Source organism: Flavobacterium sp. (assembly GCF_044373165.1).
Lineage (GTDB): Bacteria > Bacteroidota > Bacteroidia > Flavobacteriales > Flavobacteriaceae > Flavobacterium.
This window is the reverse complement of sequence record NZ_JBILQL010000039.1, coordinates 1-19303: the sequence shown is the minus strand read 5'-3', so window position 1 is coordinate 19303 and position 19303 is coordinate 1. Positions and strand designations below refer to the sequence as shown.

The 19303-nt window shown below is 37.0% G+C and carries 18 protein-coding genes; 6 read left to right on the top strand and 12 right to left on the bottom strand.

The window, feature by feature from the left end; all coding sequences use genetic code 11:
• Window positions 1-58 precede the first annotated feature (58 nt).
• The 3 genes from rplI to rpsF form a co-directional block, all read right to left on the bottom strand.
• Window positions 59-499, bottom strand: a complete 441-nt coding sequence (rplI, locus tag ACIQ32_RS06940) for a 50S ribosomal protein L9 (RefSeq protein ID WP_396194961.1) — start codon at window positions 497-499, stop codon at window positions 59-61.
• 64 nt (window positions 500-563) lie between these two features.
• Window positions 564-860, bottom strand: coding sequence for a 30S ribosomal protein S18 (gene rpsR, locus ACIQ32_RS06935; protein WP_020211613.1), 297 nt, complete (start codon window positions 858-860; stop codon window positions 564-566).
• A gap of 5 nt (window positions 861-865) precedes the next feature.
• Window positions 866-1204 (bottom strand): 30S ribosomal protein S6, encoded by a 339-nt coding sequence (gene rpsF / locus ACIQ32_RS06930; protein WP_324690563.1) that lies wholly within the window; start codon window positions 1202-1204, stop codon window positions 866-868.
• A 188-nt stretch (window positions 1205-1392) separates the two neighbouring features.
• Here rpsF and ACIQ32_RS06925 point away from each other — a divergent pair, with 188 nt between their 5' ends.
• Window positions 1393-2088: a LytR/AlgR family response regulator transcription factor gene (locus tag ACIQ32_RS06925; protein WP_396194962.1), complete on the top strand. Its 696-nt coding sequence runs from the start codon at window positions 1393-1395 to the stop codon at window positions 2086-2088.
• A 6-nt stretch (window positions 2089-2094) separates the two neighbouring features.
• Here ACIQ32_RS06925 and priA read toward each other — a convergent pair whose 3' ends face one another.
• From priA to nadC, 4 genes are read right to left on the bottom strand one after another with little or no spacing between them, the layout of a single operon-like run.
• Window positions 2095-4545 (bottom strand): primosomal protein N', encoded by a 2451-nt coding sequence (gene priA / locus ACIQ32_RS06920; protein WP_396194960.1) that lies wholly within the window; start codon window positions 4543-4545, stop codon window positions 2095-2097.
• A gap of 10 nt (window positions 4546-4555) precedes the next feature.
• A complete protein-coding gene (locus tag ACIQ32_RS06915; RefSeq protein WP_396194959.1) occupies window positions 4556-4978 on the bottom strand; it encodes a DUF2147 domain-containing protein in 423 nt (140 codons plus the stop codon).
• On the bottom strand, window positions 4978-5919 hold the full coding sequence (locus ACIQ32_RS06910; protein WP_396194958.1) for a YihY/virulence factor BrkB family protein: 942 nt from the start codon (window positions 5917-5919) through the stop codon (window positions 4978-4980). Before ACIQ32_RS06910 ends, ACIQ32_RS06915 begins: the two co-directional genes overlap by 1 nt.
• A gap of 2 nt (window positions 5920-5921) precedes the next feature.
• Window positions 5922-6779: a carboxylating nicotinate-nucleotide diphosphorylase gene (gene nadC / locus ACIQ32_RS06905; RefSeq protein WP_396194957.1), complete on the bottom strand. Its 858-nt coding sequence runs from the start codon at window positions 6777-6779 to the stop codon at window positions 5922-5924.
• Between the two features lie 144 nt (window positions 6780-6923).
• On the opposite strand from nadC, the gene ACIQ32_RS06900 reads away from it, so the two are divergent.
• Window positions 6924-7946: a quinone-dependent dihydroorotate dehydrogenase gene (locus tag ACIQ32_RS06900; RefSeq protein ID WP_396194956.1), complete on the top strand. Its 1023-nt coding sequence runs from the start codon at window positions 6924-6926 to the stop codon at window positions 7944-7946.
• Between the two features lie 26 nt (window positions 7947-7972).
• A complete protein-coding gene (locus ACIQ32_RS06895; protein ID WP_396194955.1) occupies window positions 7973-8839 on the top strand; it encodes a hydroxymethylglutaryl-CoA lyase in 867 nt (288 codons plus the stop codon).
• On the opposite strand, the gene ACIQ32_RS06890 is transcribed toward ACIQ32_RS06895, so the two are convergent.
• Window positions 8836-11334, bottom strand: coding sequence for a cation-translocating P-type ATPase (locus ACIQ32_RS06890; RefSeq protein WP_396194954.1), 2499 nt, complete (start codon window positions 11332-11334; stop codon window positions 8836-8838). The two genes, ACIQ32_RS06895 and ACIQ32_RS06890, sit on opposite strands and share 4 nt — an antisense overlap.
• Window positions 11335-11447: 113 nt before the next feature.
• Here ACIQ32_RS06890 and guaB point away from each other — a divergent pair, with 113 nt between their 5' ends.
• A complete protein-coding gene (guaB, locus tag ACIQ32_RS06885; protein WP_396194953.1) occupies window positions 11448-12920 on the top strand; it encodes an IMP dehydrogenase in 1473 nt (490 codons plus the stop codon).
• Between the two features lie 73 nt (window positions 12921-12993).
• On the opposite strand, the gene purB is transcribed toward guaB, so the two are convergent.
• Both purB and ACIQ32_RS06875 read right to left on the bottom strand, forming a co-directional pair.
• Window positions 12994-14337 (bottom strand): adenylosuccinate lyase, encoded by a 1344-nt coding sequence (gene purB / locus ACIQ32_RS06880; RefSeq protein ID WP_396194952.1) that lies wholly within the window; start codon window positions 14335-14337, stop codon window positions 12994-12996.
• 75 nt (window positions 14338-14412) lie between these two features.
• Window positions 14413-15102 carry an SIR2 family NAD-dependent protein deacylase gene (locus ACIQ32_RS06875; RefSeq protein ID WP_396194951.1) on the bottom strand — a complete coding sequence of 230 codons (690 nt, stop codon included), beginning with the start codon at window positions 15100-15102 and terminating at the stop codon, window positions 14413-14415.
• Between the two features lie 303 nt (window positions 15103-15405).
• On the opposite strand from ACIQ32_RS06875, the gene ACIQ32_RS06870 reads away from it, so the two are divergent.
• Complete coding sequence (locus ACIQ32_RS06870; RefSeq protein ID WP_396194950.1) at window positions 15406-16548, top strand: hypothetical protein; 1143 nt, start codon at window positions 15406-15408, stop codon at window positions 16546-16548.
• Between the two features lie 33 nt (window positions 16549-16581).
• Complete coding sequence (locus tag ACIQ32_RS06865) at window positions 16582-17238, top strand: TrmH family RNA methyltransferase (RefSeq protein WP_396194949.1); 657 nt, start codon at window positions 16582-16584, stop codon at window positions 17236-17238.
• On the opposite strand, the gene ACIQ32_RS06860 is transcribed toward ACIQ32_RS06865, so the two are convergent.
• Together ACIQ32_RS06860 and ACIQ32_RS06855 are read right to left on the bottom strand one after the other, a co-directional pair.
• The gene (locus tag ACIQ32_RS06860) at window positions 17239-18027 is read right to left on the bottom strand and encodes a carboxypeptidase-like regulatory domain-containing protein (RefSeq protein ID WP_396194948.1); all 789 of its coding nucleotides are present in this window, start codon (window positions 18025-18027) and stop codon (window positions 17239-17241) included. It abuts the gene before it with no gap.
• Between the two features lie 227 nt (window positions 18028-18254).
• Window positions 18255-19303, bottom strand: a 1049-nt coding sequence (locus tag ACIQ32_RS06855; protein WP_396194947.1) for a DbpA RNA binding domain-containing protein, incomplete at its 5' end; no start/stop codon positions are given.

Genomic DNA, 19303 nt, shown 5'->3' with positions numbered 1-19303 from the left:
ACGAAGTAAAAAAAAATCCCGACTTACATCGGGACTTTTCATACTGTATATCGAAATATTATTTCTCAGCTACAATTTCGTATGGCAATTCGATAACCACTTCTCTGTGTAATCTTACAGAAGCAGCATATTTACCGGTACGTTTTACCACACCTGAAGTGATGAATTTTCTATCGATTGGTTGACCGGCAGCTTCTAATGCAGCAGCAATGTCAATGTTAGTGATAGAACCGAAAAGTTTTTCGCCACCAGCTTTAGCAGAAATTTTGATTTCTAATGCTTTTAAAGCTTCCGCTAATTTTTTAGCATCATCAACAATTTTAGCTTCTTTGAAAGCTCTTTGTTTTAAGTTTTCAGCTAAAACTTTTTTAGCAGACGGTGTTGCTAAAGTAGCAAAACCTTGCGGAATTAGGTAATTACGACCGTAACCGTTTTTTACAGTTACCACATCATCTTTAAAACCTAAATTTTGAACGTCTTGTTTTAAGATCAATTCCATGTTGTTGTCCTTTATTAGAGAAGTTAGGTTTCTTGACAGAAAACCAACAACTATTGTTTAATGATTATTTTAATAAGTCGGCCACGTATGGCATTAAAGCTAAGTGACGAGCTCTTTTCACAGCTACAGACACTTTTCTTTGGTATTTTAATGAAGTTCCTGTTAAACGACGTGGTAAAATTTTACCTTGTTCATTAACGAATTTCAATAAGAAATCAGGATCTTTATAGTCTACGTATTTGATTCCTGATTTTTTGAAACGACAATACTTTTTAGTTTTGTTGGTTTCAATGTTTAAAGGCGTTAAATATCTGATATCTCCGTCTTTTTTTCCTTTTGCAGATTGTTCGATTGTTGACATACTACTTACGCTTTTACTTTTAATTTTTCTCTTCTTCTTTCAGCCCAAGCTACTGCGTGTTTATCTAAACTAACAGTTAAGAAACGCATCACTCTTTCATCGCGTCTGAATTCAGTTTCGAAAGCAATTAAGACTTCCGGAGCTACTTGGAATTCAAACAAATGGTAAAAACCACTTTTTTTGTTTTGGATTTCGTAAGCTAATTTTTTTAAGCCCCAATCCTCTTTAGATACCATCTTTGCTCCTCTTGTAGTAAGAAAATCTTCAAATTTGCTTACTGTTTCCTTTACCTGAACTTCAGATAAAACGGGATTTAAGATGAAAACAGTTTCGTAATGATTCATAATAAATTTTGTTAAATTTTAAATTGGGCGCGAAGATATAAATTACTTTTCAATAAACAATCATAAAGTAGTACAAATCGTCAAAAAGTAAAATATATCGTTTAAATGCAAAAAAAATCGACGAAATGTTAGGTGGTTTGAAAAAAACTATATATTTTTACATCACCAAATCTATAATAAATAATATTATGAAACTAAATTGTGTTGTTGTTGATGATAGTTCGATCCAAAGAATGATCATTGCAAAGCTAGTAAATAATCACCCAAATCTACATTTAGTTGGTGATTTTTCTAATGCAATCGAAGCAAAGAATTGCATGTCGGTACATACTGTTGATTTAATTTTTCTCGATATCGAGATGCCGGTCATCAGTGGATTTGATTTTCTGGACGGATTAAAAGTAAAGCCTCAAATTATTTTTATCACGTCTAAAGCGGAATACGCTATGAAAGCGTTTGATTATGATGCTACGGATTACCTACAAAAGCCGATAGCTTTAGATCGTTTTAACGCGTCAGTCCGAAGAGCTATGGATTTCCATATGCTTAAGAGAGAAAATCAAGAAGAAGAAGGGGAACATATCTTTATTAAGAGTAACCTTAAAAAGCTTAAAGTTTATACTAATAAGATTAAGTGGATTGAAGCTTACGGCGACTATGTTAAAGTAGTTACTGAAGATGATAGTAACTTGGTACTTTCTACCATGAAATCATTCGAGCAGGATTTATCTAAAGAAAAATTCATTAGAGTTCACAAATCTTTCATTATCAACATTGATAAAGTGGAACGTTTCAACAGCAAGTTTGCTGAAATTGGAGTTACTAAAATTCCTTTGAGTCGAAACAAAAAAGAAGATTTAATTAAAGCTTTAGCTATTGCGTAACTTTACCTAATAAAAATCGACATTTACAGTAACTTTAATCGCTCTGTATTGCGATACCATATCAAAACTATTCAGTACTTTCTGGATAGTTTTTTTTGTGCCTTGCAGTGAAGTATCAGCCGGAATCTTAACCATTATCGTTCGGATGTATTCATTGCGAATGCGACTGACAGCGGGTTCTTCCGGACCAAGAACCGGAATCGATAAGTTTTGTTGTAATACTTGATACAACCACATTGAGCCTTCTTTTAATTTTTCAAAATCGCAGTGTTTCAAAGTCAGGCGAATCAATCGATAAAATGGCGGATAATAGTATATTTTCCTTTCGTACAATTGCTCTTTGTACATACCTTCATAATCGTTATTCGTTACTTGCTGTATTACATTATGCAACGGATTATAGGTTTGAATAATTACTTTCCCTCGCTTTTCACTTCTGCCCGAACGTCCGGAAACTTGTGTCATCATTTGAAAACTTCTTTCAAAAGCCCTGAAATCAGGATGATACAGCATGTTGTCAGCATTCATTATGCCTACCAAAGAAACGTTGTCGAAATCCAATCCTTTAGCCAACATTTGGGTGCCAACCAAAACATCAATCTCTCTATTTTTAAACCCATCGATTATTTTCTCAAAGCTGTATTTGCCACGCGTGGTGTCTTGGTCCATGCGTTTGATATTCTTGTTCGGAAATAACTCAGCCAATTCCAATTCTATTTGTTCGGTTCCAAATCCTTTGGTTTCCAAATCGACACTGGAACATACATGACAATTCGTTGGCTTGGCCATGTTATAACCGCAGTAATGACAACGCAACTGGTTTTTGTACTTGTGATACGTCAAACTTACATCGCATTGCGGACATTGCGGCACGTGACCACATGTTAAGCATTCTAAAACCGGTGAAAAACCTCGGCGATTTTGGAACAATATTACTTGTTCGTTATTAGAAAAAGCTTCGGTAATATGTTCAATTAAGGTCAAACTGAAGTGTCCTTTCATCTTTTTGCGAAAGTAACTGTCTTTTAAATCAACCAATTCAATTTCAGGCATAGGTACTTTTCCGAAGCGCTCTTTCAAAGTCACTAACCCAAATTTTCCGGAAGTAGCGTTATAATAAGTCTCAATACTCGGTGTAGCAGAGCCTAACAGTACTTTTGAATGGTGTGCATTGGCCAAAACAATGGCTGCATCTCGAGCATGATAACGCGGTGCCGGATCTTGTTGCTTGAAGGTTGGTTCATGTTCTTCGTCAACAATGATTAAACCGAGGTTTGAAAACGGTAAAAACAAAGCCGAACGCGCGCCAATTACTATTTGTGCTTTCTCGGACTTTTGCAGTACGTTGTGCCATACTTCTACCCTTTCATTGTTACTGTATTTGGAATGAAAAACGGCTACTTTATTTCCGAAATGTTTGGTCAAACGCGAAACCAGTTGTGTGGTTAAAGCAATTTCGGGTAATAAATACAAAACTTGTTTTCCTTTTGCGATATATTTTTCGATGAGTTTGGTGTAAACTTCTGTTTTTCCGCTGGAAGTTACACCATGCAGCAAACAAATGTCTTTTTCGGTGAAAATGGTTGCAATGGCATCGTGCGCTTGTTGTTGGGCATCACTCAAAGAAAGCGTAAGGTCTTGTTTGTTTTTGTCAAAATTGACACGGTCTTCCTGAAGATAATACTCTTCAAAAACACCTTTTTCAACTAAAGCTTTTATAATCGCTGCAGAAGTTTGCGCCGTTTCGGTTAAATGTTTTACTGAAATTGGCTTTTTTTCTTGCGCCTGTAATTGAAAATACTGTAGCACCAGATTTTTTCTTTTATCTGATTTTAAGCTGTCTAAAAGTGCAATCAAGCTTTCTTCCGATTGGTATTGCTGGTGCAAGCGAATGTACCTAATGAGCTTGGGTTTATAAGCTTCCTGTATTTCCTCTTCTAAAGTAATGATGTTTTTATGGATTAACTTTTGAATAACCGGCAAAACCGTTTTCTTGTTCAGTATATCCATGATGTTTTGAACTTTCAACGAACTTTGGTGTTGCAAGGCTTCGTAAACCAAAAACTCATCGTCCGACAAATCAATTTCGTTAATAACCGTTTCTGTTTGTCGGGAAATAATGGTTTCGCTTTCAAGCAATAAAGCCGAAGGCAAAGCGCCACGATAAACATCACCTATAGCACACATATAATAAGACGCAATCCAAAACCAATGGTTGATTTGAAGTTCATTTACTATGGGTTTCTCGTCGAGTATTTGGTGGATGTCTTTGGCTTCGTATAATGTTGGTGCGTTTTGATGTAAGTCGATTACCAGCGCGGTGTAAATTTTGTTTCTCCCAAACGGCACAGCAATTCGCATTCCTTTATGAATATAATAGTATTCAGCTTCCGAAACCCTGTAAGTAAAGGTTTTAGCTAATGAAAGCGGAATGATCACTTCAATAAAATAATTCATTTTAGGATAATTATTTTTGTCTAATCCAAGTTTGTGATCTTCCAAAAAGGGAAATTCCCAAATAGCCACGTACTATCAATTTGTCTTTTCCAACCAAAGTAATTTTGCAACGATAAGTCTTACCGTTTTTGGGATCGGTGATTTCACCATCTTCATAAGTATCCCCTTTTTTAGTCATGCCCTTGATGATTTGCAATCCTAAAACAGGTTTATTTTTATTAACGCCTTCACACTTACTGCATTGCTGCTTCCGTTGTTGCGGATCGAGTATTTCAATTATTTTGCCGCTAATCTTTCCATTTTCCTCAAAAATTTCAACTATTCCTTTTTTATTTCCGGTTTCGTCATCAATAGTGATCCATTTTCCCATAATAGTTTGTGAGAAACTAAACTGATAAATCAGCAAAAATCCAATTACAATATATACTTTCATTATAATTCCAGTTCTTTTTCTTTTTGACGTTTAATTTTATTAATCGAAGCGTTTAAATCGAAGCCTAACAATAATATCATGCAATTAATCCAAATGTAAAACATGATAACCAATAGCGTTCCTATAGAGCCGTAAAGCTCGTTGTATTTAGAAAATTTAATCACCCAAATCCCGAAGGAATAAGAAGACAGTATGATTAAAATGGTGGTGAAAACCGAACCGATGGAAATAAATGACCGACGGGAATCGCGTTTGATGCCAAACTTAAACAGCAACGAAGTAGCGAACAAAATCATGAGAATTACAAATAGATATCGTCCCATTTCTATCAAAGGAATTTTATCAGAAAGTACGTCTTGGATTTTGGTTTTTTGGAGGGATACTTCAAAGATTACAATAGCTGCCACAGTAATGATAAGCAAAAGCGCCAATAAAATGGAAAGCGCCAACGACACAAAATACTGCCGTAAAAACTTGCGCTTGTGTGAAAAATCGATGTGATGTGAACTCTCAAAACCACCTAGAATAGCATTCACACCATTGGTCATTAAGAGTATGGCCATGAAAAATCCGGTCGAAATTAAGCCCGAATGACTATTGTGCAAAATATCATTGATGATTTTGTAAATCGCATCATAAGTCGTTGGCGGAACACTTTGTTGAACAAATCCAAGAAAATCCTCCTGAAAACCTTCAATCGGGATGTATGGAATTAGGTTCAGAATAAATAGTGTAAACGGAAACAAAGACATGAAAAAACTCCAAGCAATGGCTGCGGCACGGTAAGAAATGGCACCTTCAACGATACCGGTAAAATAATGTTCAATCAAATCGTAGAGCGACAAACCGTGCAACCAAGGCAAAGGTATTTTTTGCAATAGCAAGACAAAGGTTCTGACTATCGGTATTTTTTTGAGTTTGTCTTCTATTTCAATACTCATTATTAAATGGCTTTTAGACTTAAATCCATATTATAAACCGAATGCGTCAAAGCACCGGAAGAAATATAATCGACACCGCATTCTGCGTATTGGCGTATGGTTTTTTCATTGATGTTTCCTGAAGATTCGGTCAGACATCGGTCGCCAATCAGCACGACTGCTTTTTCAGTGTCTTCAAAATTGAAGTTATCAATTAGGATGCGGAATACGCCTTCATTTTTGAGAATTTCTTCTATTTCTGCCAAGTTTCTCGCTTCGACTACAATTTTTAAATCTAAATTCTGATGATTCAAATACGCTTTGGTTTTGGTAATGGCTTGTGTAATGCCTCCGGCAAAATCGTTGTGGTTGTCTTTCAACATAATCATGTCGTACAACGCAAAGCGATGGTTTTCGCCGCCTCCGATTTTTACTGCCCATTTTTCACAAGCGCGGAATCCAGGCGTGGTTTTACGGGTATCTAAAATTTTGGTTTTAGTGCCTTCAAGAAGTTTTACATAGCTATTCGTTTTGGTAGCAATAGCCGACATTCTTTGCATGGAATTGAGTACCAAACGCTCTGCTTTTAAAATCGATTGTGAGCTGCCTGAAACATGAAATACGATATCACCGTGTTTGACCGGCGTTCCGTCTTGAATAAAAACATCGACTTGCAATGTTGGGTCAACGTTTTCAAATACCATTTTGGCAAATTCCACTCCGGCAATGATGCCGTTGTCTTTGACTAAAAGCTTAGCCTTTCCTTTGGCCTCATCCGGAATACATGCCAGCGAGCTGTAATCGCCCGGACCAATGTCTTCGCGGATACCGTTTTGAATGATTAAATTGAGTTCGGTTTGGAATTGTGCTTCTGAAATCATGGAATACGTATTGTTTGGCTAAAGTAATATTTAATTTGATGATTCGGAAATTTGAAGATTTGAAGATTAAAAAAACATTTTCAAATTAACACCTCTTCAAATTTTCAAATCATTTGTTACCTTTGCGCCACAACAACACAACCCATGTACAAACTACTCATTCGCCCAATTCTTTTTTGGTTTGACCCGGAAGAAGTGCATTATTTCACTTTTTCATTGGTTAAGTTTATTTCCAAAATTCCTTTTGTTCCTGCCCTCTTAAAATCGATTTACGAAGTTGAAGACAAACGTCTTGAACGCGAGGTTTTTGGCTTGAAATTTAAAAACCCGGTTGGATTGGCGGCAGGTTTTGACAAAGATGCTAAGCTCTACAATGAATTGTCGCACTTTGGTTTCGGGTTTATAGAAATCGGAACCTTAACCCCAAAACCACAAGACGGCAATCCTAAAAAACGTTTGTTTCGCTTAAAAGAAGACAGTGCAATTATTAACCGCATGGGATTCAACAATGGCGGTGTGGAAGCCGCTGTACTTCGTTTAAAACAAAACAAAGGTGTTTTAATTGGCGGAAACATCGGCAAAAATAAAGTCACTCCGAATGAAAATGCCACTTCCGATTATTTAATCTGTTTCGATGCGTTGTTCCCATATGTGGATTATTTTGTGGTAAATGTAAGTTCGCCCAACACTCCGAATTTAAGAGCTTTGCAGGAAAAAGAACCGTTAACCGAATTGCTCAACACCTTGCAATCGCACAATTTATTGCATCAAAAACCAAAGCCTATTCTATTAAAAATCGCTCCCGATTTGACGAATGAGCAATTGTTGGATATAATCGATATAGTAAACGATTCCAAAATTGCCGGCGTAATTGCCACTAATACTACTATTTCCCGTGAAGGCTTACAATCTGAAAACAAGGCTGAAATCGGCGGATTATCGGGCAAGCCATTAACCGAACGTTCTACAGAAGTGATTCGTTTTCTTTCCGAGAAAAGTAACAAAGCTTTCCCTATCATTGGTGTTGGCGGCATTCATACGGCTCAAGATGCGATTGATAAATTGGAAGCCGGTGCGAGTTTGGTGCAACTTTATACCGGATTTATTTATGAAGGTCCGGCTTTGATTAAAGAAATCAACCAAGCCATTCTGAAAAAATCTTCCTAACTTAGCCACTTTACAAGTCAAATACTTTGAGTCCGAAAATCAAAATCATAGAATGTCCGAGAGATGCCATGCAAGGCATTAAGACCTTCATTCCTACTCAGAAAAAAGCAGATTATATTCAATCGCTGCTTCGCGTGGGTTTTGACTCTATTGATTTCGGAAGTTTTGTATCGCCTAAAGCGATTCCGCAAATGCAAGATACAGCTGAAGTGTTAGCGCAATTGGATTTATCTCAAACTCAAAGTAAGTTACTAGCAATCATTGCCAACACTCAAGGCGCGCAATTGGCTTCGGTTCACAAAGAAATTCAATATTTAGGTTTTCCGTTTTCGATTTCTGAGAATTTTCAAATGCGGAATACACACAAAACCATTGCTGAAAGTTTGGTTACGCTGCAAGAAATTTTAAATATTGCTGACGCCTCTAACAAAGAAGTCGTTGCCTACCTTTCTATGGGATTTGGCAATCCGTATGGCGATCCATGGAATGTTGAAATTGTTGGCGAATGGACAGAAAAATTAGCCCAAATGGGTGTCAAAATTCTTTCGCTTTCCGATACGATAGGCAGTTCAACGCCGGAGGTCATTGATTATTTATTTTCGAATTTGATTCCGAAATACCCCAATGTAGAATTTGGCGCACACTTGCATACTACGCCCGATAAATGGCACGAGAAAGTGGATGCTGCTTTTAAGGCGGGTTGTATGCGTTTTGATGGAGCAATACAAGGATTTGGCGGTTGCCCGATGGCCAAAGACGATTTGACCGGAAATATGCCTACCGAAAAACTCCTATCCTATTTTACCACTCAAAAAGCGGATACTAACACCAGTCCGATGAGTTTTGAAAGCGCCTATAATGAAGCTACGAAACTATTTAGTGCTTATCATTAAGCCTTTCTTCTTTTGAAAAGTTTATAGAGTTCAATCCACATCACCGAGATAAATCCGACCAAAATAGTAATACCTATTTGTACTGATTCAATCCTTTCAAACAAAAAGAATTTAGCAAAAACCGGGACAAACAACAAGAGTGATGTCATTACTATAGTTATACCAATGATTAGCAAAACCAAATTGTTTTTGTAACGAATAGTTGTAAAAATCGAGTAATAAAACGAACGATTAGCCAAGGTTAGAAAGACATTAGAAGCTATCAAAGTGATAAAGATAGCGGTTCTTGTTGCGTTTTCTGTCAACCTATTGTAGAGGCAATATTGGTATACAAAAAGCAATCCAAGCGTAATCACCAATCCTTGAATAATACTTATCGTAATTTCTTTCAAGTTAAAGAACGTTGAGGTCAATGGTCTAGGCTTTTGCAACATTAAATTCCGTTCCATTGGCTCATTTTCATATATAATAGAACATGTTGGTCCCATAATAATCTCTAAGAAAATAATGTGTACTGGTGTAAAAATAGTGGGATACATCCATCCTAAAGCTAGTGGAATAAAAACGATGAGAATGATGGGAATATGAATCGAGATAATATACTGAATGGCTTTTTTCAGATTGACATAAATTTTTCTTCCCATAGCAATAGCATCAATCATCTTACTGAAATCATCGTCTATTAAAATAAGATTAGCCGCTTGCTTTGCAGTTTCAGTTCCCTTTTTACCCATAGCAATACCTATATGGGCTGATTTTAGCGCCGGACCATCATTAACGCCGTCTCCGGTCATTGCTACAATTTGACCATTAACTTTTAATGCCTGAATTATTTTAAGCTTTGCTTCCGGAAACATTCTGGTAAAAATTGCAGTTTCCATAACTTTCGCTTTTAAAGTGGCTTCATCCATCAACATTAGTTCATCACCATTCAAAACTTTGTCGGCATCTTTAAAACCAACTTGCTTTGCGATTGTCGATGTTGTCGCTGCATTATCTCCGGTTACAATTTTTACTTGGATACCGGCTTTATAAAAAGTTTCAAATACCTCCTGAATATTGTCTTTTGGTGGATCATAAAAAGCAACCAATCCTTTAAATTGAAAACTGAATTCTTGTTGAGTTTTAGGAAAACCTTTCTCATTATAATTTGTGGTGCCGACACCTAATACTCTATAACCTTCATTAGCCATAGTTGCCATTGCGGCTAATACTTGTTTTTTTTCTTTATCAGATAAATGACTAACTTCAATTAAGGCTTCGGGTGCACCTTTTGCTGCAATAACTCTTTTGCCATTAGAATCTTCAAAAACATGAGTCATCATCGGTGGTTTTCCGCCTAACGGATATTCATGAATCAATTTATAATTTGGTCTTTCATCTACCGATTCCAATTTGGTATAAGCGTCATGTATGGCAATTTCCATAGCGTCAAACGGAATAGGTTCACTAGACCACATGGCATAACTCAACACTTCTTCGGCTTCAGCATTCAGTTTTTCATTAGTGTCAATTATAGCATTGGAATCAAAAATATAGAGTTGTGCCAAACTCATCTTATTCTCTGTAATCGTTCCTGTTTTGTCTGTACAAATGACTGTCGCGCTTCCTAAGGTTTCTACCGTTTTGGTTTGCTTAGTGATAATGCCCATCTTCATCAAACGCCAAGCACCTAATGCCATAAATGTGGTAAAGGCTACCGGAATTTCTTCCGGAATGACACTCATGGCAATGGTTAGTGCTTTTAACAAACTATCTAAAACACTGTTTGAATGATAATAATTCAATCCCCAAACTATTGCAAAAATAACCAATCCAATGATGGACATCTTTTTTACAAAGTTGGTGATCTGTAGTTGTAAAGGTGTTTTTTCTTCTACTATCGATTCTAAACTTTTTCCTATTTTACCTAAACTGGTTTGATTACCAATAGCTGTAACTTCACAGATTGCCAATCCCGTTGCTACGATTGTTCCTTGAAATACCTGTTTGCTTTCCGACGAATCATTTTTAAAAACCGATAGCGATTCACCTGTTAAAATAGCTTCATTAACCGAAAAATCATTCGATTGTATAATGATCGCATCCGCCGGAATAAAGGTGCCTTCTTCCACCTGAATACTATCGCCTAAAACAATTTCTTCACTTGGGATTTCAATCAATTCACCATTTCTGATAACTTTACTTTTAGGTTGTGATAATTTTTTTAAGGCATCTATGGCGTTTCTACTCCTAGCCTCTTGGAATAATGAAATAGCAGCTACTAATACAATTGCTGTTGTCATAAAAATGCCGTCTCCGAAATCTCCGGTAATAAAATAGATACTGGCTGCTGCAACCAAAAGCAGAAACATGGGTTCTTTTACCATTTCTATTATTGAAATGAGTAAATGATTTTTCTGTTGGTGTTCTAAAGAATTTGAACCCCATTTTTTTCTCGAGGCAATAACTTCTTCATTTGAAAGTCCAGTAATAAACTTAGTATTTTCCGACATTATATTGAATTAAGTTATACCTACTAAGTTAGTTATTTTATATGAATATAACTATCTAATTTACATAAAGATTATTATATTTGCATGCAATTTAACTACAACTACAAATTGCAATGAAAGCACACTCAACTAAAATCGTTGGTGAAGGACTTACCTACGACGATGTACTGCTAATTCCGAATTATTCCGAAGTTTTACCGCGCGAAGTCAGTATCCAATCTAAGTTTTCCAGAAATATTATTTTAAATGTTCCGGTTGTTTCTGCGGCTATGGATACAGTAACCGAAAGTGCGATGGCTATTGCTATGGCTCAAGAAGGTGGTATCGGAGTATTACACAAAAACATGACTATCGAGCAACAAGCCGCTAAAGTGCGTAAAGTCAAACGTGCCGAAGCCGGGATGATTATTGACCCGGTAACATTGCCTTTAACTGCCACTGTTGGCGATGCTAAAATGGCGATGAAAGAGTTTGGCATAGGCGGTATTCCCGTTGTAGATGAAAACGGAACCTTAAAAGGAATTGCTACCAACCGAGATTTGCGATTTGAAAAAATAAATTCGCGTCCGATTACGGAAGTAATGACTTCAAAAAATTTAGTCACTGCAGCGGTAGGCACAACATTACAAGAAGCCGAAGGTATTTTGCAACAAAATAAAATTGAAAAACTACCGGTAGTGGATTCCCAAAATAAATTGGTCGGATTGATCACTTTCAGAGACATCACCAAACTCACTCAAAAGCCCATTGCCAACAAAGATAAATTTGGCCGTTTAAGAGTGGCCGCTGCTTTAGGTGTTACAGCCGATGCCTTGGAAAGAGCTACTGCTCTTGTGAATGCCGGTGTAGATGCTGTAATTATTGATACGGCTCACGGACATACTAAAGGCGTGGTTAGTGTTTTAAAAGAGGTAAAAGCCAAGTTCCCTGAATTAGATGTAGTGGTTGGTAATATTGCTACTCCGGAAGCTGCTTTGTATTTGGTTGAAAATGGTGCCGATGCAGTAAAAGTGGGTATTGGTCCGGGTTCTATTTGCACTACCAGAGTGGTGGCCGGAGTTGGATTTCCGCAGTTTTCTGCCGTATTGGAAGTTGCTGCTGCTTTAAGAGGAACTGGTGTTCCTGTTATTGCAGATGGCGGTATTCGTTATACCGGTGATATTCCAAAAGCAATCGCTGCCGGTGCCGATAGCGTGATGTTGGGGTCATTATTGGCCGGAACTAAAGAATCACCCGGTGAAACCATTATTTTTGAAGGAAGAAAATTCAAATCATACCGAGGAATGGGTTCAGTAGAAGCCATGCAAGAAGGTTCGAAAGACCGCTATTTCCAAGATGTAGAAGACGATATTAAAAAATTAGTGCCGGAAGGCATTGTGGGTCGCGTACCGTATAAAGGTGAGTTAAACGAAAGCATGCAGCAATTCATAGGCGGACTTCGTGCCGGAATGGGTTATTGTGGTGCCAAAGACATTCCGACTTTACAAGAAAGCGGTCGCTTTGTTCGCATTACGACCAGTGGTATCGGGGAAAGTCATCCGCATAATGTGACGATTACTAAAGAAGCGCCGAATTATTCGAGGTAAGTTAAGCCACAAGATACAAATAAAAAGGCATAAGTTTAATTCTTATGCCTTTTGTTTTTAACTAAAATGAGATTTATATCCCTAAATAATTGCTCGGTGTAATAGCCAATAATTCCACTTTAATATCATCCGAAACATCCAAAGTTTTGATGAAAGCGTGTATTGACTCTTTATTCATTATTTCATTCGTTCGAGTTAATCCTTTTAAAGCTTCGTATGGATTTGGATAACCTTCACGACGCAAAATCGTTTGAATGGCTTCGGCAACAACGGCCCAATTTTTTTCTAAGTCTTCGGCGAATTTGGATTCGTTCAACAACAATTTGTTCAACCCTTTTAAAGTCGCTTCAAAAGCAATAATCGTGTGTCCGAAAGGAACGCCTACATTTCTCAAAACCGTACTATCGGTTAAATCGCGTTGCAATCTTGAAATCGGTAATTTGGCTGAAAGATGTTCAAAAACAGCGTTAGCAATGCCTAAATTTCCTTCAGAATTTTCAAAATCGATTGGATTGACTTTATGCGGCATCGCTGAAGAACCAATCTCTCCGGCTTTGATTTTTTGCTTAAAATAATCCATCGAAACATAAGTCCAAATGTCTCTGTCTAAATCGATGATGATGGTATTGATTCTCTTCAACGCGTCAAAAAAGGCTGCAAAGTGATCGTAATGCTCAATTTGTGTGGTTGGAAAGGAATGCTGCAATCCTAAAGTTTCTTCTACGAAAGTAGTCCCGAATTGCTTCCAATCGACGCTAGGATAAGCCACATGATGGGCGTTATAATTTCCGGTAGCACCGCCAAATTTAGCCGCAAACGGGATATTGAAAAGCAATCGCATTTGCTCTTCCAAACGCTCTACAAAGACCAAAATTTCTTTTCCTAAACGCGTTGGTGAAGCCGGTTGACCATGAGTTCTGGCCAACATCGGAATGTTGTTCCATTCCATGCTCAGCTCTTTCAACTTAGCAATCAAAGCAATCAGGCTTGGCATATACACTTTTTCAAAAGCTTCTTTGGTCGAAAGCGGTATCGCCGTATTATTGATGTCTTGTGAAGTCAGTCCGAAATGAATAAATTCTTTGTAATCGCTTAAACCCAAAGTTTCAAATTTATCTTTGATGAAATACTCAACCGCTTTCACATCGTGATTGGTCGTTTTCTCAGTTTCTTTTATAACAGACGCATCTTCGGTAGTAAAGTTTTGATAGATAGCTCTCAGCTTTTCAAAACTGCTTTTATCAACGTTTTTCAATTGCGGTAAATCGCTTTCACACAGGGCAATGAAGTATTCAATTTCAACCAAAACACGATATTTAATCAGGGCTTCTTCCGAAAAAAAAGCAGCTAATGGTTTGGTCGCTTTGCGGTATCTTCCGTCTATGGGCGAAATGGCGTTTAATGTAGTTAATGACATGTGGTAGTGTGTTGTTGTTTGAAGGTGCAAAAATAAGGAATAGTGTTCAGTGTTCAGTCTTTAGTGTTCAGTTTTTTATCTTAAAACGAGTAATTTCTGTTTTAAAAAAGGCACACCATCGGTTGCATTCATTGGAATTACTTCTAACGGATTTTGCAAATCATAAATTGTAACCGGTTTCGGATCAATGTAAAATACCGGAATATTTCTTTTGGCATAATGCATCAACCCAGCCGCAGGATATACTTGAAGCGAAGTGCCAATAACCGCCAAGTAATCGGCTGTTTCCACAATACTAATAGCTTCTTCCAAGGCAGGAACCGCTTCGCCAAACCAAACGATATGCGGGCGCAATTGTTTTCCTTTTGAATCCACATCATCTAAATTCAAATCGGATGTCCAATCTAAAACTTCAAATTGAGGATGATCACTTCTCACTTTTAATAATTCCCCGTGCAAATGCAATACCTTATTACTGCCGGCTTGTTCGTGCAAATTATCCACGTTTTGGGTAATGATGTGAACGTCGAAATCCTGCTCCAATTCAGCTAAGGTAATATGACCTAGATTAGGCTTTACTTCCTGCAATTGTCTTCTTCTTTGATTGTAAAAGTCTAAAACTAAGGTTTTGTTTTTGAGCCAACCCTCATAAGACGCCACAGCCATTACATCGTGGCCTTCCCATAATCCATTGGCATCGCGAAAGGTTTTGATGCCGCTCTCTGCGGAAATTCCGGCGCCGGTTAAAACAACTAGTTTTTTCATTGTAATGTAATTGTACAAAGTAAAGTTCGGTTTAAATATGTCAAGAAACAAATCCCTCAAGTTAACAAGCAAAATATTGTTAATAATTATTTACTACTCACTTAAAATAATTTTGTGTTTTTAATAATTTAGACAAATCATTACAACTATATCTAACTCAAAACCAAATAAGTACAATGAAAAAAAATAATCTTTAGATTTTTCTTTATCTACTTTATACTGGCCACAGCTCTTTGGCAAATATTCGAATTCATTCCTGGTTTAAATTTTATTACCTACTTTATCAATGATGCTTTTGTACCCTTGGTCACTTTTTGTAATGATTATATCTTCCATGTAAAAGACAAACTGAATATAAACGGCGGCGGCAGTGGAGATACTTCTTATGCTTGGGCTTATTTCTACACTACTCTATTATTAGCAGTTTTTGGAGCAATACTTTGGACGGTTTTAGAGAGAAAGCCTAAAAATTATCAAAAATTAGAGTGGATATTAAAAAATATTTTGCGCTATTACATCATCATTATAGCTTTCTTATACGGCACTATAAAACTTTTTGCGCAACAAATGCCTGAACCGGGATTGAGTCAGTTAGCCACACCACTCGGTGATTTTTTACCTATGCGATTGAGTTGGATGTTTTTTGGATATTCATCTCCATATCAAATTTTTAGTGGTGTGATGGAAATGATGGTAGCCATACTACTACTCTATCGCAGAACTATACCTACAGGATTGTTGCTGGGCTTTGGAGTGTTTTTGAATGTGTTTATTCTCAACTTGTGCTTCGATATTCCGGTAAAATTGTTTTCCATGCATTTGGTTATTTACTGTTTGTATTTAATTGTTTCAGAGAGTCAGCATTTCGTTAATTTCTTTTGGAAAAACAAGCCTACAGGCAAACTTACGTCCTACGACTGGGTAATTACCAAAAAATATGTTCGTATAGGTCGCGTCGTTTTTAAATCAGTTATAGTTTTATTTGGCATATTTTCTTTAGTAGAATGTTGGTTTTGGGAAAAACAACAAAACGAAATTAAAGCACAACAACCTATTGAAGCCGGCATTTATTCCATCCAAACTTTTCGAAAAAACAATGTTGTGCAAACCATTAGTACCGACAATAAATTGCTTTGGAAAGACTTTATTTTTGAAAATGACGGCAAAGGAAGTCTCAATACCAGTGATACATTGTTTTTACAAAAATACGGTAGAGGTTATTTTATGTATTCGGTGAAACCTAAAAAGAATATTATTGTTTTCAATGCTTTGAACGATAAAGACAAAGCTCTTTTTGAATTAAATTATAAAAAAACGTCCAACAAAAACCTACAACTTTGGGGTAAAGTCAAACAAGATTCCGTATTTATTGAATTGCAAAAAACCGACAAAAAATTTCCTTTGATGGAAAAACAATTCCATTGGATTTCGGAAGCTAATCGTTAAGGTTTGCTAATTCTAAATTAGTATTTTTGCAGCATGGTTGATTTAGATTACTTGAAATACTTGGAAGAATTTTTGTCCGACAGTCGGAAACAGCGCTTTTTACAAGTGTTGGAAAATCGAACCAATCATTTTACTATCGCTGTTGAAGACGTTTACCAATTTCACAATACAAGTGCGGTAATGCGCAGTTGTGAGGTTTTTGGAATACAGGAAATCAATATCGTTGAGCAGCGTTTTGGCAAGAACATCGACAAAGAAATTGCCATGGGTGCACAAAAATGGGTTGATATTAATAAGTTTGACAATATCGCCAATTGCATAAAAACCTTAAAAAACAAAGGGTATCAAATCATTGCCACAACTCCGCATAATGATTCTTGTTTGCTGCACGACTTTGATGTCACCCAAAAAAGTGCCTTATTCTTCGGTACTGAAAAAGAAGGGCTTTCAGAGGAAGTTATGAGCCAAGCTGATGGCTATTTAAAAATTCCGATGGTTGGTTTTACAGAGAGTTTAAACATTTCGGTTTCGGCAGCGATTATCATTCAGGACATCACTACTCGCCTACGCCAATCTGAGGTGAATTGGAAACTTACAGAAGTAGAATTGTTGGAAAAACGTTTGCTTTGGGCTAAAAATTCAATCAAAGACATCAAGCGAATTGAAGAACGCTATTTCTCAGAAAAATAACTATTCCTTGATATATCTTTCATGCTTTTTAGAAAGCACTTTGTACTCTTCATAACAAGCACTGATGGCATCCATGATTTGTAAATCATTGGCGGTTTGTATGAAAGATTCCGAATAATTACAGCGCTGTAATATTTCGGCAATCTCTTTTTTGTCAACACCCAAAAGTACGGCAATGGTTTCACGATCAAATTTTGATTCCAGTAAGTTTCTGACAGTGTCATCTTTTTTCATCGCCTTCAGTTTTTTAAGCTCTTTAGGCTTGTTACCAAAGAAATTATACAACATGTCGGCCGGATTAAAAATCGAACCTAATACTCTGGTAAAAGCATTTGGAGAACTTTCTCCGGCTTCATAAGCTTGAGGCAACCCTGATATGCTGTAACGGTAGTTTTCTTTTTCGGGAATGAGTTTAGAATCGATTTCCAAATAACCGGTCAAATCGTATTTGCGCACAATCACTTCTTCCAAAGCAATCGCTTTTTCGGTCATTAAAATTTTAGCAGTACCGTTTTTTAACCAGTCGTTGGTCACGCGTACACGCAACGAACGATAACCCAAAATGGAAATGTGCAGAGTATCGCTAACGCTGACTTCCATTTCAAAAAAACCGCTAGCATTAGTGGTTACTCCTTTCACTTTATTGATATTGATAATATTGGCGTTTGGAATCGGCAACAAACTATTGTCGTTTACGATGGTACCGGAAACTTTTTGAGGCTCAGGAATGACTTGAGCCGAAGTGGTAATGGCGAATAAGAAAAGGACAGAAAGTAAAAAATATTTCATAGTTTTATTTGATGGTTTAAAAGTATGAAACTCTTTTAAGAAAACTAAGTTTTTGCACTCAGAATTAGAAGAAAATTAACAAAACGTTGAAATTCCAAATATCAAATCATAAATTCCAAATAAAAATCAAATTCAAAAAAAAAACTCCAATTTCGAAATGAAATCAGAGTTTATAAGAAAAACCAAGTTATTGGTATTTGTAATTTATTTTTTGAGATTTAAAAGCATTAGCTTTTTCTGGGTCTGCGACTTTTAGCGGCTTCAAAAGAACGGCCGGCCGGTCTGTCATTGCTTTCAGAACGTCTTGGTGCTCTTTCCTCTCTTTGAAAAGAACCCGGTTCACGTCTTGACGTTCCGCCTTCTCTTCTTGGTCGGTCTGAACTTCTTTCGCTTCTGAAACCACCTTCTCTGGGAGCTGAACTCCTTTCACTTCTAAATCCGCCTTCTTTTCTTGGGCCGAAACTTCCACCACCACTTCTGCGTTCATTGCCCGAATTTCTATCGCCTCTGAAACCTCCTGAACTTCTGCCGTTATGGTCACGTCTTTCGCGACTTCCGCCTTCGTTCTTAGAAATTTCAACATTGATACGACGTCCGTTCAATTCGTAACCATTTAAAATCGACATCACTTTATCAGTATGCTCACCATCGGTATTGAAGAATGAGAAACCTTCTTTTACATCTACTTTGAATACGTCATCTCGACCTAAATCTAAGGTTTCTTTCAAGAAATCTTTCAATTGCATCCAATCGAAATCATCTCGAGCACCAATGTTTACAAAATAACGCACCGGATCGCCGGCTCTGATTTCTCTCGGTTCTGAAGAACTTCTCTCTGACTTTTCGCCAGATAAATCACGTTTCTTTTTGTAGTAAGCAATAAATCGGTTGAACTCTACCGATACCATTTTCTTGATCAATTCTTCTTTTGACAAACCGTCAAGTACTTCGTTGATGGCCGGTAAATAGTTGTCTATTTCGTGGTCAACTTCAGTGTCTTTAATTTTATTGGCTAAATGCAATAATTGGATTTCACAGATTTCAATTCCACTAGGAATAGTTTTCTCTTCAAATTTTTGCTGGATGATTCTTTCGATTGAGGAAATTTTACGCAACTCACTTTTAGTAATGATTACGATTGAAGTTCCCAATTTTCCGGCACGACCGGTACGGCCTGAGCGGTGATTGTAGGTTTCAATTTCATCAGGCAATTGATAATTAACTACGTGTGTAATATTGTCAACATCAATTCCACGTGCAGCAACGTCAGTAGCCA

Bases quoted from the DNA above. Each gene is read 5' to 3' on its own strand.
- rplI (WP_396194961.1), bottom strand. From the start codon at position 499: ATGGAATTGATCTTAAAACAAGACGTTCAAAATTTAGGTTTTAAAGAT.
- rpsR (WP_020211613.1), bottom strand. From the start codon at position 860: ATGTCAACAATCGAACAATCTGCAAAAGGAAAAAAAGACGGAGATATC.
- rpsF (WP_324690563.1), bottom strand. From the start codon at position 1,204: ATGAATCATTACGAAACTGTTTTCATCTTAAATCCCGTTTTATCTGAA.
- ACIQ32_RS06925 (WP_396194962.1), top strand. From the start codon at position 1,393: ATGAAACTAAATTGTGTTGTTGTTGATGATAGTTCGATCCAAAGAATG.
- priA (WP_396194960.1), bottom strand. From the start codon at position 4,545: ATGAATTATTTTATTGAAGTGATCATTCCGCTTTCATTAGCTAAAACC.
- ACIQ32_RS06915 (WP_396194959.1), bottom strand. From the start codon at position 4,978: ATGAAAGTATATATTGTAATTGGATTTTTGCTGATTTATCAGTTTAGT.
- ACIQ32_RS06910 (WP_396194958.1), bottom strand. From the start codon at position 5,919: ATGAGTATTGAAATAGAAGACAAACTCAAAAAAATACCGATAGTCAGA.
- nadC (WP_396194957.1), bottom strand. From the start codon at position 6,779: ATGATTTCAGAAGCACAATTCCAAACCGAACTCAATTTAATCATTCAA.
- ACIQ32_RS06900 (WP_396194956.1), top strand. From the start codon at position 6,924: ATGTACAAACTACTCATTCGCCCAATTCTTTTTTGGTTTGACCCGGAA.
- ACIQ32_RS06890 (WP_396194954.1), bottom strand. From the start codon at position 11,334: ATGTCGGAAAATACTAAGTTTATTACTGGACTTTCAAATGAAGAAGTT.
- guaB (WP_396194953.1), top strand. From the start codon at position 11,448: ATGAAAGCACACTCAACTAAAATCGTTGGTGAAGGACTTACCTACGAC.
- purB (WP_396194952.1), bottom strand. From the start codon at position 14,337: ATGTCATTAACTACATTAAACGCCATTTCGCCCATAGACGGAAGATAC.
- ACIQ32_RS06875 (WP_396194951.1), bottom strand. From the start codon at position 15,102: ATGAAAAAACTAGTTGTTTTAACCGGCGCCGGAATTTCCGCAGAGAGC.
- ACIQ32_RS06865 (WP_396194949.1), top strand. From the start codon at position 16,582: ATGGTTGATTTAGATTACTTGAAATACTTGGAAGAATTTTTGTCCGAC.
- ACIQ32_RS06860 (WP_396194948.1), bottom strand. From the start codon at position 18,027: ATGAAATATTTTTTACTTTCTGTCCTTTTCTTATTCGCCATTACCACT.